Below are 13,834 nucleotides of genomic sequence, written 5' to 3' on the forward strand. Positions count from 1 at the left end.
AAGTGGCATGGCCGAGCGCGCCTATGATCTCGTGCTGCGTGGTGGGACGGTTTTCGACGGCACGGGCGGTCCCGGTATGGTCGCCGACGTCGCGGTCAAGGATGGCCTGATCGCCGCCGTGGGCCCGGGTTTTGCGGCCGGCGCCGAGGAAATCGATGCGACCGGCCACATCGTCACCCCCGGCTTCGTCGACATCCACACCCACTATGACGGCCAGGCGACCTGGGGCGAGCGGATGACGCCCAGCTCCGGCCATGGCGTCACTACGGTGGTGATGGGCAATTGCGGCGTGGGCTTCGCGCCGTGTCGGCCGGAAGACCACGACCGGCTGATCCGGTTGATGGAGGGTGTCGAGGACATTCCGTTTCCCGTCCTGACCGAGGGCCTGCCCTGGGCCTGGGAGAGCTTCCCCGACTATCTCGACTTTCTCGCGGGCCGGGCCTTCGACGTCGACATCGGCGCCCAGCTGCCCCACGCGGCCTTGCGGGTCTATGTGATGGGGCAGCGCGGCGCAGATCGCGAGCCGGCGACGGAAGCCGACATCGCCGCCATGGCCGCGATCGCCCAGCGGGCGGTGGAGGCCGGCGCCCTGGGCTTCTCGACCTCGCGCACCCTCAATCACCGAACCAGCGACGGCCAGCCGACCCCGACCCCGAACGCCGGCGAGGACGAGCTGACCGGGATTGCCTTGGGCTTGGCGGCGGCGGGGAAGGGCGTGCTGCAGCTGGTCTCGGACTTCTTTCCCGACGGCGTGACCGAGTTGGCCATGGTCCGGCGGATCGTCGAGCGCTCGGGCCGGCCGTTGTCGTTCTCGCTGGTTCAGAGCCCCAAGGCGCCGGATGGCTACAAGGCGATGCTGGCCGGGCTGTCGGCCGCCGTCGACGCCGGCCTCCCGATGAAGGCCCAGGTCTGCGGCCGGCCGGTGGGTGTGCTGTTCGGCCTGGAACTGACCCTCAATCCATTCAGCCAGAACCCGGTCTTCGCCGAACTGAAGGGCCGGACGCTAAGCGACAAGGTTTTCGCCTTGAGCGATACGGACTTCCGCGCCCGCCTGTTCGCCCACGACGAAGACGCCAAGGGGCCGTTCGCCGGCAGCGCCTTGCGGGCCTGGGACAATCTCTTTCCGATGGGGAGCATCCCCGACTACGAGCCGACCGCCGACCAGACCGTGGCCGCGATCGCCGCGCGCGAGGGCCGCGATCCGGCGGCGGTCGCGCTGGACGCCCTGCTCGCGAACGACGGCCGAGGCATGCTCTATCACCCGTTCCTGAATTATGCCGACGGCTCGCTGGACCCCAGTTTCGCCATGCTGAGCCATCGCGATACCGTGCCGGGACTGTCGGACGGCGGGGCCCATGTCGGCATGATCTGCGACGGTAGCTTCCCGACCACCAACCTGACGCACTGGACGCGCGACCGCACGCGCGGCCCGACCATTCCGCTGGCGACCATGATCGCTCGGCAGACCCGCGACACCGCCGCCGCCGTCGGCCTGATGGATCGCGGCCTGATCGCGCCGGGTTATCGCGCTGACCTCAATGTCATCGACTATGAGGCGCTAAGGCTGGAGGCGCCGAGCGTCGCCTACGACCTGCCGGCTGGCGGACGACGCCTGGTCCAGCGCGCCCATGGTTATGTCGCCACGATCGTCGCCGGCATCGTCACCCAGCGGGACGGTGAGCCGACTGGAGCGCTGCCGGGCCGGCTGGTGCGTGGGGCGCAGGCGGCGCCCCACGAGGCCTTCAAGGCGATGGCGGCGGAGTAGGCTCAGGCGTCCGCCGCTTCCGCCAGCGGATCGGCGTGGCGGTGGATCAGCTTCCAGGCGCCGTCTTCGTGGCGGAACAGCTCGGTGACCCGCAGGTGCATCTCGACCGGCTCGTCCTTGCCGGCCACCCGCACCCGGGCGTGCTGCAGGCCGGTCCAGTAGGCCAGATCGCCCACTGAGTCGCTGTGCAGGATCTCCAGCGTGGTGTCGCCGCCCCCGGCGAACGAGCGCGACTCGTCAGCATAGACGTCGGCCACGCGATAGGCGCCTTCCTCATGGCCGCCGCGCGGCGGGAAGACGCTGGCGGGACAGGCGGTGGCGGCCATCCGATCCAGCGGCCCGGCCTGGCCATTCACATGGGCCTGGGCGGCGTGGCGGCGGATCTCGAGGAAGGTATCGAAGTCGGACATGTCGCGGCTCTCCTCCTGCTGGTCATGAGGAAAGCGCACGAGACGGCTTAGGTTTCCATTCTAGCGCTTGGTAAGAATCGTCAGGCCATCCGGCAGCTCGTTGCGGTTGTCGCCGCGGGGCGGAACGTGCTCGGCCAGGATGGCGCCGGCGCGGGTGACGGCGGCGACGAAGCCGTCGGCGATGCGGTCCTGCTTGAGGCCGCCGACCAGGTCGGCGACGACCTCGTCCCACACCGTATTGGGCGCGGCGGCGTAGATTCCCTCGTCGGCGATGACCTCGACCCGGTGCTCGGCCAGGGCGGCGAAGATCAGCACGCCGGTGCGGTCGCGGGTGACGTGCAGGCCGTGGCCCAGGAACTGCTCCATGGCGGCGCGCCGGACCCGAGCAGCCTTCAGCGAGCCGGGGGTGAGGGCGCGGCGGACCGGCGGGATCGAGACGACCAGGGCGGCCAGCACGAAGACCACGGCCTGCAGGACGATATAGGTCGACAGCGCCGACAGGATCGCGCCGTCCAGCGCCGACTGATGGCCGATGCTCCAGCCGCCAAACAGGCGGGTCAGCATCTCGGGCCGGAAGCCGGCGAACAGGGCCGCGGCCGGCAGCACCAAGGCCGTGGCCGCCGCCCAGACCAGCGGGGTCTCGCGATAGTCCGACACCTCCGGCGCCAGGACGCAGAAGATCTCGCCGGCGGTGGTCTTCTCGGCCTGGGCCACCGCATCGGCGATGCGGTCCAGGTCTTGCGGGCTCATGTTCACCGCCATCTCACCAGCTCCCCGAACTGCCGCCGCCGCCGAACGATCCGCCGCCGCCGGAGAAGCCGCCGCCGCCGCCGCCTCCACCGGTCCAGCCGCCGCCACGTCCGCTGCTGCTGTTGAGCGCGCTCATGATGATCCACGGCAGGGCCTCGCCCAAGCCGCTACGGCCGCGACGCCGCCGCCGGAAGAGGCCGGAGAACAGGAAGATCACGAAGGCGAACATCAAGAGCGCCATGAACGGCGAGCCCTTGGCCTTGTGGCGTTCTGGCTGGCTGGCCGCGGCGATGCGGGCCTTGGCCTGGTCGGCGGGCAGGGACAGCTGCTCGACGATGGCGTTGGTCCCGGCGACGATGCCGCCTTCCATGTCGCCGTCGCGGAACTTGGGCAGGATGGCGCTCTGAATGATGACGCTGGAAAGAGCGTCGGTCAGCACCGGCTCCAGGCCGTAGCCGACCTCTATCCGCACCTTCCGTTCGTTGGGGGCGACCAGCAGGATCGCGCCGGTGTTCTTGCCCTTCTCGCCGATGCCCCAGGCCCGGCCCAACTGGTAGCCGTAATCCTCGATCGGATAGTCCTGCAGGCTGGGCACGGTGGCCACGACCAGCTGGCGGCCGGTCGTGGTCTCGAGGTTTTCCAGCTTGGTCGTCAGGTCGCGCTGGGCGTCCGGCGACAGGATCTGGGCCTGGTCGACCACGCGGCCCGACAGCGGCGGGAACTTGGGCGCGGCGAAGGCGGGCAGGGCCAGCAGGACGGCCAACACCAAAGCCACCCAAAAGCCGCTCATCCCCGCGAAAGCGGGGAGCCAAGCGGGTTTTGCCGCTGTGCCTCCGCGTATGATCGTCGAGCTCGGCTTGGGTCCCCGCTTTCGCGGGGATGAGCGGAGAATTTTCAATCTAGTTGGCCTTGGGCGGGGCCGAGAAGTCCACGGTCGGGGCGCTCTGGGCGGCGGCCGAGGCCTGGAATAGTTGGGCCGGCTTCTGGCTGCTGTACAGGGTCTTGGCCCACAGCACGCTGGGGAAGGTGCGCAGGGTGGTGTTGTAGACCTGGGCGGTCTGATTGTAGTCGCGCCGCGCGATGGTGATGCGGTTCTCGGTGCCTTCCAGCTGGCTCTGCAGAGCCATGAAGTTCTGGTTCGACTTCAGGTCCGGATACTGCTCCTGGATGACCATCAGACGACCCAGCACGCCGGACAGCTGGTCCTGAGCGGCGGCGAACTTCTGGAACTGGTCCGGGTCGGTGATGGTCGAGGCGTCGACCTTGACCTGGGTGGCGCTGGCGCGGGCCTGGGTGACGGCCGTCAGCACGTCCTTTTCCTGGGCCGCGTAACCCTTCACTGTCGCGACCAGGTTCGGCACCAGGTCGGCGCGGCGCTGGTACTGGTTCTGCACCTCGGCCCAGGCGGTCTTGGTCGCCTCGTCCTGGGTCGGGATGGTGTTGACGCCGCAGCCGGCCAGCGTGGCCGGGATCGCGATGATCAGGGCCGCACGCGCGGCGTTACGAGCCAGACGGTTCATGTGTCCTCCACGCGAGCGATCCTGCTCGCCGACCCCTGTTAGATAGCGTGACTTAGATAGCGTCTTGGCGACACTACGTCAGGTCGCGGCGGATTAAACCTTCGACATGTGGTGAAGGTTGCTCAGCCCTCCGCAAACGCCTTCTTGCGCGGGCCGACATAGCCGAACAGCCAGGCGGCGACCTTGCGCATCTGGATCTCCTCGCTGCCCTCGGTGATCCGGTAGCGGCGGTGGTGGCGATAGATGTGCTCGAACGGCTTGTGGCGCGAATAGCCGATGCCGCCATGGATCTGCATCGCCCGGTCGGCGGCCTCGCAGCACAGGCGGTTGGCCCAGTAGTTACACATCGAGACCTTGTCGGAGAGGCGCTTTTCCACCTCGACCTTGGACATCTGGTCCATTTCCCAGGCGGTCTTGCGGATCAGCAGGCGCAGCATCTCGGCCTGGGTGGAGAGCTCGACGATCGGGAACTGGATGGCCTGGTTCTCGGCCAAGGCCTTGCCGAACGGCTTACGCGCGCGGGCGTACTTGATGCTCTCTTCTATGCAGTACACCGCCGCGCCCAGGCTGGAGGCCGCCTGACGGATGCGGTTCTCGTGCACGAAGTGCTGGGCGATCGACAGGCCGCCGCCTTCGGGGCCGAACATCGCCGACTCCGGGACCCACACATTGGTGAAGCTGACCCTTGGGTGATCGGTCGGCATGTTGAAGGTCCAGAGATACTCCTCGACCTTGACCCCCGGCGCATGGGCCGGGACCAGGAAGGCGGTGATGCCGCGGGCGTCGCCGTCCTCGCCAGACGTGCGGACGAACAGGCAGCAGTGCGTGGCCGCATGCATGCCGGTGGTCCACATCTTCTCGCCATTGATCCGCCAGCCGGCCTCGCCGTGGTGCTCTTCGCGCACCGCGCGGGTCTCCATGAAGGTGGCGTCCGAGCCGTGGTCGGGCTCGGTCAGGCCAAAGGTCGGGCGGAAGGCGCCCTTGTCCAGCATGTCGGCGATCAGGTGCTGCTGATCAGGCCGGCCGAAGTCGCGCAGCATCAGCACGAACGGATTGTTGCCGACGATCGAGTGTTCGTTCTGCAGGTCGTTGAACAGGCCTAGGCCCTTGGACGCCAGGTGCTCGCGGATCACCGCCATCCAGAGATTGGAGCCGTCCTTGCCGCCGTACTCTTTCGGTAAGGCGAAGCGGAAGTGGCCGGCCTGGTCGGCCAGCTTGCGGGCCTTGCCCAGCAGCTCTTCCCATTCGTGCTTGGGCAGGCCGCCGGCGTCCCAGTCGGTGCGGGCCCATTCGCGGCGGTGGTCGAAGAAGCGCTGGTTGTCGTCGCGGGCCTGCAGCGGCGCGATGTCCTTCTCGATGAAGGCGTCCAGCTCGGCGAGATAGGCGGTCAGTTCCGGCGGCGGATTGAAGTCCATGCCCAAGGCCTCCCTGAAGCGTTTTTGCGGTTTTTCTCGTTATGTCCCACGACTAAAGCGCGACGACGCGTCGCGGCCAATCGTGCCCTTGGGGAACGACCGTTTAACCGTGTCTTGACCAGCGCGGGCGCAAGGCTGGTTCATGATCATCATGGCCGTCTTCGCGATCCTCGGCGCCGCGCTCGGACTGTTCGTCCGGCCGCGTCTCTTGGGCGTGATCCTGGCGGTCCTGCTGGCCGGCGCCGTCGAGGGCGGGGCGTATTGGGCCACCGGGGTGATGGAGCATCAGCCCAATCGCGAAGTGCTGATCCTGCGCGTGCAGCAGATCTTCGGCGACGAGATCATCGACATGATCATCCCCGTGGCCGCCGCCGCCATCGGCGCGGTGCTGGCCGCCATCCTGGGCGTCTTCACCGATCCGAAGACGTCCGCGCCCGTGCTCAGCGCCGAGGGCATTCAGCGCCGCGTCGGCAAGGACGGCCGCTACGCCCGGGCCGAAGGCATGGTCCAGGACCGCGCCATCCACGCCCAGGCCGAAAGCCGGATCGACAAGATCCTGGATCTCTGAGTCAAAGGCCGTCGAAAGCAAAATCAACGCGTCGGCAAAATTCTGCTTGCGCCATTCCTGATCACTGATATCTAAGCGATGCTTAGTTCGGATCCGAAGCACTGGGTGGGGATACCCGGTGCGTCATCGCCCAGATGGGGATGCTGGGTCCGGGCCGCCAGTATGGCCTGCTGAGCACGCGTTTCACCGATCAACGATCTGACCGCAACTTCCCCAACACGCTGGAGGGCTCCTCGATGAAGCTCCGCACCCTGGCGGCTGTCGCCGCCATCTCCGTCTCCATCTTCGCTGGCCAGGCCCTGGCTGATGGCCGCATCGCCGTCGCCCTGGACGCGCCGGTCGCCGCCAAGACCAAGGTCGTCGCCGGCGGCGCCGTCTTCGTCTGCGAAGGCGCCGAGTGCGTCTCGGCCCAGGCCCCGTCGCGGGCCCTGACCGCCGTCGCCTGCAAGGCGCTGGCCAAGGAAGTGGGCCGCGTCTCGGCCTTCGGCGGCGAAACCAAGTCGCTGGACGCCGACGACCTGACCCGCTGCAACGCCGCGGCCAAGGGCGCCGCGACCCTGGCTGCCAAGTAGGAATGGGCGGCTAAGTAGAAATACCTATCGCTTTACCCTGTACCCAGCCGCTTAAGGACTGAACTTGCTCGGTCTGTCTGGCTGTTTCCTCGAGCATTCGACTTCACGAGGCGGCGGATTTTGTCCGTCGCCTCTTTTCTTTTCCAAACCAGGGACTAGCTGAAGCGTATGGCCGTCACCTTATCCTCCCAATTGGAATCCGTTCTGCGGCAAGCCGCGGGCGAGGGGGCGGCCCTGGCGTCGATGACTGTCGACTATGGTCCGTCTTCTGACGAGACCGCGCTGGAGCCCAAGGCCTGGATCGAACGGGCCACGCGCAGCCTGGTCTTCGCCCAGGGCGAGCTGCGTTGCCCCAACGGCGCCTTGGCCGCTTCGGCTTCGGCTGTGTTCCGCCGCGCCGGGGCGTGAACACGCAGGCTTAGTTGCGACTGCGAAAGGCCCGTGTTATCAGGCGCGCGGCTTCGGACGGGGCGGTGCGAGAGCGCCGGCCGTCCATGTGCTTTTTACAAGCGCGCTCAAGCTCTTAAGCCGCGACAGGAGTTGAACTTCTTGTCGGCGGCCATTGCAACGCACCGGGCGGATAACAAGTGGCGGACGAAACCAAGGCGACGGATGCGGGTCAGCGCTACGCGCAATCCCTGTTCGAATTGACGATCGAGAACGGCTCCCTGCAGAAGGTTGAAGCCGATCTGAAGAGCCTGAAGGCCATGGTGGCCGACAGCGCCGACCTGCGCCGCCTGATCGACTCCCCGGCCTTCTCGGCCGAGGACAAGGGCAAGGGCCTGGTGGCCGTGGCCGTGAAGGCCCGCTTCGACATGCTGACCACCAAGTTCCTGGGCCTTGTGGCCTCGAACGGCCGCACCGGCGACCTGCTGGGCGCGATCGCGGCTTTTGTCGAGCTTTCGGCCAAGCATCGCGGCGTCGTCACCGCCGAGGTGGTCTCGGCCACCGCCCTGTCGGCCGCTCAGCTGAAGGGCGTGCAGACCGCCCTCGCCGAGGCCCTGGGCAAGACCCCCGAAGTTTCCACGCGCGTCGACCCGTCCCTGCTGGGCGGTCTGAAGGTGCGCGTCGGTTCGCGTCTCTTCGACGCTTCGCTCCGTTCGAAGCTCGATTCCCTGAAATTCGCCCTCAAGCGCGCTTAAGCGCGCCGTAAAAAATTAGATCGCAGAGAGCCCAGAAGACCATGGACATCCGCGCCGCCGAGATTTCGGCCATCCTCAAGTCGCAGATCGCCAACTTCGGCGAAGAGGCCGCCGTCTCGGACGTCGGCCAAGTGCTGTCCGTCGGTGACGGCATCGCCCGCATCTACGGCCTGGACAACGTCCAAGCCGGTGAAATGCTGGAATTCCCGAAGGCCGGCGTGAAGGGCATGGCCCTGAACCTCGAGCGCGACAACGTCGGCGCCGTGATCTTCGGCGCTGACGCCGAGATCAAGGAAGGCGACGAAGTCCGTCGTCTGGGCGAGATCGTGGACGTGCCGGTCGGCAAGGGCCTGCTGGGCCGCGTCGTCAACCCGCTGGGCGAGCCGATCGACGGCAAGGGCCCGATCCAATACACCGAGCGTCGCCGCGTCGACGTCAAGGCTCCGGGCATCATCCCGCGCAAGTCGGTGCACGAACCCGTGCAGACCGGCCTGAAGTCGATCGACACCCTGATCCCGGTCGGCCGTGGCCAGCGCGAGCTGATCATCGGTGACCGTCAGACCGGCAAGACCGCCGTCGCGATCGACACCATCCTGAACCAGAAGGCCGTGAACGCCGGCAAGGACGAGAGCGCCAAGCTCTACTGCGTCTACGTCGCCATCGGCCAGAAGCGCTCGACCGTCGCCCAGATCGTCAAGACCCTGGAAGAGCAAGGCGCCCTGGAATACACGATCGTCGTCGTGGCTTCGGCCTCGGAGCCGGCCCCGCTGCAGTACATCGCGCCGTTCTCGGGCTGCGCCATGGGTGAGTGGTTCCGCGACAACGGCCTGCACGGCCTGATCATCTATGACGACCTGTCGAAGCAGGCCGTCGCCTACCGTCAGATGTCGCTGCTGCTGCGCCGCCCGCCGGGCCGCGAAGCCTATCCGGGCGACGTCTTCTATCTGCACTCGCGCCTGCTGGAACGCGCCGCGAAGCTGAACGAAGACAACGGTTCGGGCTCGCTGACGGCTCTGCCGATCATCGAAACCCAGGCCAACGACGTGTCGGCCTACATCCCGACCAACGTGATCTCGATCACCGACGGCCAGATCTTCCTGGAAACCGACCTGTTCAACCAGGGCATCCGCCCGGCCGTGAACGTCGGCATCTCGGTGTCGCGCGTCGGTTCGTCGGCCCAGATCAAGGCGATGAAGCAAGTCGCCGGCCCGATTAAGGGCGAGCTGGCCCAGTACCGTGAAATGGCCGCCTTCGCGAAGTTCGGCTCGGACCTGGACGCCTCGACCCAGAAGATGCTGGCCCGCGGCGAGCGCCTGACCGAGCTGCTGAAGCAGCCCCAGTACGCGCCGCAGTCGGTCGAAGAGCAGGTCTGCGTGATCTACGCCGGCACGCGCGGTTATCTGGACCAGTTCCCGACCTCGTCGGTTCGCCGGTTCGAGACCGAGTTCCTGGCCCGCCTGCACAGCAAGCACGCCGACCTGCTGGAAGGCATCCGCACGAAGAAGGCCCTCGACAAGGATCTGGAAGCGACGCTGAAGAGCGCGCTCGACAGCTTCTCGTCGACCTTCGCCTAAGCCCTCGGAACCGCTCGGAGAGAGTAGCGCCGAATGGCCAGCTTGAAGGAAATGCGCAATCGGATCTCGAGCGTCAAAGCGACGCAAAAGATCACGAAAGCGATGCAGATGGTGGCGGCAGCCAAGCTGCGCCGGAGCCAGGAGGCCGCGGAATCCGCGCGCCCCTACGCCCGGCGTCTGGCCAGCGTCATCGCCAACCTCGCCACGGGCGTGTCCGGTGACGGCGCCCCGAAGCTTCTGGCCGGCACGGGCCGCGACGACCGCCATCTGGTGATCGTCGCCGCCGCCGACCGTGGCCTGGCGGGTGGTTTCACCTCGTCGATCGTTCGCGCCGCGCGCCAGCACATCGACGGCCTGATCGCCCAAGGCAAGACGGTCCAGATCGTCTGCGTCGGCAAGAAGGTGACGGCGCAGCTCGCCCGTCCCTACGCCGGCAAGGTCGTCGAGACCTTCGATCTGTCGGCCTATCGCCAGCTGACGCTGTCGGTGGCTCAGCCGATCGCCGATGTGGTGACGCGCCTGTACGAAGCCGGCGAGACCGACGTGGTCACGCTATTCTACAGCCGCTTCAAGTCGGTGGTGCAGCAGATCCCGACGGGTCTGCAGCTGATCCCGGCCGTGGTCGAGGGCGCGGAAGCGGCCTCGGGCGCGACGGCGGTCTATGAGTACGAGCCCTCGGAAGAGGCCATTCTCGAGACCCTGCTGCCGCGCAACCTGACGGTCCAGATCCTGTCGGCCCTGCTGGACAACATGGCCGGCTTCTACGCCAGCCAAATGACCGCCATGGACAACGCCACGCGCAACGCGGGCGACATGATCAAGCGCTACACCCTCGAGTATAACCGTTCCCGCCAGGCCCAGATCACCAAAGAGCTGATCGAGATCATCTCCGGCGCAGAAGCCGTCTGATCTAGCCTAACGACACAAGCACGCAGAGATCGAAAGACCCGCACGCCATGGCCAAGACCCCCGCTGAAAAGCCGGCCGCCGCCGCCGCCAAGAAGCCCGCCGCCCCCAAGGCCGCTGCTGCTCCGAAGGCCGCCGCCGCGACCAAGGCTCCCGCCGCCGCCGCTCCGAAGGCTCCGGCCGCCAAGAAGCCGGCTGCCCCCAAGGCCGCCACGCCTGCCAACACCGCCGTGTCGCTGAACGGCGCCACCGGCCGTCTGGTGCAGATCATCGGCGCCGTCGTCGACATCGAGTTCACCGGCGCCCTCCCGGCGATCCTGAACGCCGTCGAGACCGTCAACGAAGCCACCGGCCAGCGCCTGGTGTTCGAAGTCGCCCAGCACCTGGGCCAGAACACCGTCCGCGCCATCGCCATGGACGCCACTGAAGGTCTGGTTCGTGGCCAGCCCGTGCGCGACACCGGCGAAGCCATCCGCGTTCCGGTCGGTCCGGGCACCCTGGGCCGCATCATGAACGTCGTCGGCGAGCCTATCGACGAACAAGGCCCGATCCAGTCGGACCTGTCGCGCCCGATCCACCGCGACGCCCCGACCTTCGCCGAGCAGACCAACACCGCTGAAGTGCTGGTCACGGGCATCAAGGTCATCGACCTGATCTGCCCCTACACCAAGGGCGGCAAGATCGGCCTGTTCGGCGGCGCCGGCGTCGGCAAGACCGTGACGATGCAGGAACTGATCAACAACATCGCCAAGGCTTACGGCGGTTACTCGGTTCTGGCCGGCGTGGGCGAGCGCACCCGCGAAGGCAACGACCTGTATCACGAGATGATCGAGTCGAACGTGAACGTCGACCCGAAGGCCAACAACGGCTCGACCGAAGGCTCGCGCTGCGCCCTGGTCTACGGCCAGATGAACGAACCCCCGGGCGCCCGCGCCCGCGTGGCTCTGACCGGCCTGTCGATCGCGGAATACTTCCGCGACGAAGAAGGCAAGGACGTGCTGCTGTTCGTCGACAACATCTTCCGCTTCACCCAAGCCGGCGCCGAAGTGTCGGCTCTGCTGGGCCGCATCCCCTCGGCCGTGGGCTACCAGCCCACCCTGGCCACCGAGATGGGCAACCTGCAGGAGCGCATCACCTCGACGAACAAGGGTTCGATCACCTCGGTCCAGGCCATCTACGTGCCCGCCGACGACTTGACCGACCCGGCTCCGGCCACCTCGTTCGCCCACTTGGACGCCACCACCGTTCTGTCGCGTGACATCGCGGCCCAGGCCATCTTCCCGGCCGTGGACCCGCTGGACTCGACCTCGCGGATCATGGACCCGCTGATCATCGGCGAAGAGCACTACACGGTCGCTCGCCGCGTCCAGGAAGTCCTGCAGCAGTACAAGTCGCTGAAGGACATCATCGCCATCCTGGGCATGGACGAGCTGTCGGAAGACGACAAGCTGACCGTGGCGCGCGCTCGCAAGATCTCGCGCTTCCTGTCGCAGCCCTTCCACGTCGCCGAGCAGTTCACCAACACGCCGGGCGCCTTCGTCCAGCTGAAGGACACGATCCGCTCGTTCAAGGGCATCGTGGACGGCGAGTACGACCACCTGCCGGAAGGCGCCTTCTACATGGTCGGCACGATCGAAGAAGTCGTGGCCAAGGCCGAGAAGATGGCGGCGGAAGCCTGATGACCGAAGACGCCGATCTGGGCCAATTCTGCTGCGAAGAGCTGGCGGAAGCCGTGTCTCCGGACCCGACCGCCAGCCTCATCGAGCATGACAGCGGCCTGATCCTGCTGAACCTCGGCGAGCGGGAAGAAGAGGGTGAGACCGGCGTGCTGCTGGCCACGATCCACTTCTGCCCGTTCTGCGGGACCGAGATCCAGACCGACGAAGACATCGAAGCCGCCCTGGGCGACGTCGATGGCGGCGTCGAGGAGACCTTCAACTGATGGCCAAGCTGCACTTTTCCCTGGTCGCGCCCGAGCGCGAACTGTTCTCCGGCGACGTGGACCTGGTCCAGGCTCCGGGTTCGGAAGGCGACTTCGGCGTCCTGGCCGGCCACGCCCCGTTCATGACCACCCTGCGCGAAGGCCAGGTGACCGTGAAGGACGGCGCGACGACCAAGGTGTTCAACATCCAGGGCGGTTTCGCCGACGTCGGTCCTGACGGTCTGACGATCCTGGCCGAGCACGCTGTCGAAGCGGCCTAAGCGCTTCTTCCCAGAGCTTTCGAAAGCGCCCTCGGTCCTCGCGGACCGGGGGCGTTTTTCGTTCGTACGCCCCCTTCCGGCGCCCCGCGTTCGTCACGACGCGGAGCATGTTTGTCATCCAATCGTCATGCTGGAGGGCGCCCAGGCCACAAAATTACACTTGTGACCCAATCTCCGCCCCAATCTGTCGCCATAAGGGTTGCGAGGGACCGCTCGTCGGTTTTAATGCCGACCTCTGTCTAGTTGGGGATATCCAGCCTATGCGCCTTGCGCTCGCCAGCCTGATCGCCATCGGCGCGGTCTCGACCACCGCCGTCGCCCAAGAGCAGACCGCCGCGCCCGCCGCCGCCCCTGCTGCCGCTCCCGCCGCCCAGGCCGCTCCGGTCGACCAGGCCGCGCCAGCCGATCAGGCCGCGCCGCCGGTCGCCGCGCCCGCCGCCGGCGCGCCTGCCGAATACACCGCGCCGGTCCGCGGCCCGCGCACCACCGACCCGCTGTCGCTGCGCCTGCTCGACGTGCTGGACCGCATCTGCAAGCCGTCGGTCGCCGGTGGCGACTTCGCCGCCCTGGTGAAGGAAGTCGGCCTGAAGAAGAAGAAGGAACAGTGGGTCCTCGCGCTCGAGAAGCCCTACAACATCACGCTCGACAATCCGGGCTCGAACAAGAACGTCTGCACGGTCACCATCGACTATGCGCAAGGCGAAGCCCAGGCCCAGGCTCTGGCTGACGCCCTGCACGACTGGGCGACCTGGGAAAACAGCCCGCAGCTGCGCCTGATCCGCAACGACCAGACCGTCGGCAGCGACTACCGCCGCCTGACCGTGTCGTGGGACGACGCCTGGGCCGGCGGCCGCGCGGGCCTGGTCTACATGCGCCTGAAGAAGCTGGACGAGACCTCGGTCGGCAAGAACTTCGAGCGCGCCCAGATCCTGTACAGCACCACCAGCCGCTAAGGCTCGCGCCCTTGCTGGGCGAGACCATGGCCGTTATCTAGGCGAGGCGCGGGGGAC

Annotated in this window: 16 protein-coding genes; 11 read left to right on the top strand and 5 right to left on the bottom strand. The window is 67.2% G+C overall.

From position 1 onward, the window contains the following. The first annotated feature begins 7 nt into the window (after nt 1-7). Nucleotides 8-1,765, top strand: coding sequence for an amidohydrolase family protein (locus ABDW31_RS17565; protein ID WP_343699248.1), 1,758 nt, complete (start codon nt 8-10; stop codon nt 1,763-1,765). A 2-nt stretch (nt 1,766-1,767) separates the two neighbouring features. Here the strand turns inward: ABDW31_RS17565 and ABDW31_RS17570 are convergent, their stop codons facing one another. The 5 genes from ABDW31_RS17570 to ABDW31_RS17590 all read right to left on the bottom strand — a co-directional run bounded on the left by ABDW31_RS17570 (nt 1,768) and on the right by ABDW31_RS17590 (nt 5,866). Continuing rightward, nucleotides 1,768-2,175 carry a DUF4440 domain-containing protein gene (locus ABDW31_RS17570; RefSeq protein ID WP_184714543.1) on the bottom strand — a complete coding sequence of 136 codons (408 nt, stop codon included), beginning with the start codon at nt 2,173-2,175 and terminating at the stop codon, nt 1,768-1,770. Between the two features lie 60 nt (nt 2,176-2,235). After that, complete coding sequence (locus tag ABDW31_RS17575; RefSeq protein ID WP_343699249.1) at nt 2,236-2,925, bottom strand: TPM domain-containing protein; 690 nt, start codon at nt 2,923-2,925, stop codon at nt 2,236-2,238. Between the two features lie 13 nt (nt 2,926-2,938). After that, nucleotides 2,939-3,715 carry a TPM domain-containing protein gene (locus ABDW31_RS17580; RefSeq protein ID WP_343699250.1) on the bottom strand — a complete coding sequence of 259 codons (777 nt, stop codon included), beginning with the start codon at nt 3,713-3,715 and terminating at the stop codon, nt 2,939-2,941. Between the two features lie 109 nt (nt 3,716-3,824). After that, nucleotides 3,825-4,445, bottom strand: coding sequence for a LemA family protein (locus ABDW31_RS17585; protein ID WP_184714536.1), 621 nt, complete (start codon nt 4,443-4,445; stop codon nt 3,825-3,827). 122 nt (nt 4,446-4,567) lie between these two features. Continuing rightward, on the bottom strand, nt 4,568-5,866 hold the full coding sequence (locus tag ABDW31_RS17590; RefSeq protein ID WP_343699251.1) for an acyl-CoA dehydrogenase family protein: 1,299 nt from the start codon (nt 5,864-5,866) through the stop codon (nt 4,568-4,570). A 136-nt stretch (nt 5,867-6,002) separates the two neighbouring features. Between ABDW31_RS17590 and ABDW31_RS17595 the strand changes: the two genes are divergently transcribed. From ABDW31_RS17595 to ABDW31_RS17640, 10 genes are all read left to right on the top strand, one after another. Further along, nucleotides 6,003-6,428 (top strand): hypothetical protein, encoded by a 426-nt coding sequence (locus ABDW31_RS17595; RefSeq protein WP_343699252.1) that lies wholly within the window; start codon nt 6,003-6,005, stop codon nt 6,426-6,428. A 236-nt stretch (nt 6,429-6,664) separates the two neighbouring features. Continuing rightward, entirely contained in the window at nt 6,665-7,000 is a 336-nt protein-coding gene (locus ABDW31_RS17600) for a hypothetical protein (RefSeq protein ID WP_343699253.1), read from the top strand. 243 nt (nt 7,001-7,243) lie between these two features. After that, nucleotides 7,244-7,408: a hypothetical protein gene (locus ABDW31_RS17605; RefSeq protein WP_343699254.1), complete on the top strand. Its 165-nt coding sequence runs from the start codon at nt 7,244-7,246 to the stop codon at nt 7,406-7,408. 179 nt (nt 7,409-7,587) lie between these two features. Further along, nucleotides 7,588-8,142: a F0F1 ATP synthase subunit delta gene (locus ABDW31_RS17610; protein ID WP_184714528.1), complete on the top strand. Its 555-nt coding sequence runs from the start codon at nt 7,588-7,590 to the stop codon at nt 8,140-8,142. A gap of 41 nt (nt 8,143-8,183) precedes the next feature. Continuing rightward, nucleotides 8,184-9,716: a F0F1 ATP synthase subunit alpha gene (gene atpA, locus ABDW31_RS17615; protein ID WP_184714526.1), complete on the top strand. Its 1,533-nt coding sequence runs from the start codon at nt 8,184-8,186 to the stop codon at nt 9,714-9,716. Between the two features lie 33 nt (nt 9,717-9,749). After that, nucleotides 9,750-10,625, top strand: coding sequence for a F0F1 ATP synthase subunit gamma (locus ABDW31_RS17620; protein WP_343699255.1), 876 nt, complete (start codon nt 9,750-9,752; stop codon nt 10,623-10,625). Between the two features lie 47 nt (nt 10,626-10,672). Further along, nucleotides 10,673-12,301, top strand: coding sequence for a F0F1 ATP synthase subunit beta (gene atpD, locus ABDW31_RS17625; protein ID WP_343699256.1), 1,629 nt, complete (start codon nt 10,673-10,675; stop codon nt 12,299-12,301). Then, nucleotides 12,301-12,564 carry a hypothetical protein gene (locus tag ABDW31_RS17630; protein ID WP_343699257.1) on the top strand — a complete coding sequence of 88 codons (264 nt, stop codon included), beginning with the start codon at nt 12,301-12,303 and terminating at the stop codon, nt 12,562-12,564. The genes atpD and ABDW31_RS17630 overlap by 1 nt, the downstream gene beginning before the upstream one ends. Then, a complete protein-coding gene (locus ABDW31_RS17635) occupies nt 12,564-12,824 on the top strand; it encodes an ATP synthase F1 subunit epsilon (RefSeq protein WP_184714522.1) in 261 nt (86 codons plus the stop codon). The genes ABDW31_RS17630 and ABDW31_RS17635 overlap by 1 nt, the downstream gene beginning before the upstream one ends. Nucleotides 12,825-13,084: 260 nt before the next feature. Next, nucleotides 13,085-13,777 carry a hypothetical protein gene (locus tag ABDW31_RS17640; RefSeq protein WP_184714521.1) on the top strand — a complete coding sequence of 231 codons (693 nt, stop codon included), beginning with the start codon at nt 13,085-13,087 and terminating at the stop codon, nt 13,775-13,777. The last annotated feature ends 57 nt before the right edge of the window (nt 13,778-13,834 follow it).

This window comes from Caulobacter sp. (assembly GCF_039596335.1).
GTDB lineage: Bacteria > Pseudomonadota > Alphaproteobacteria > Caulobacterales > Caulobacteraceae > Caulobacter.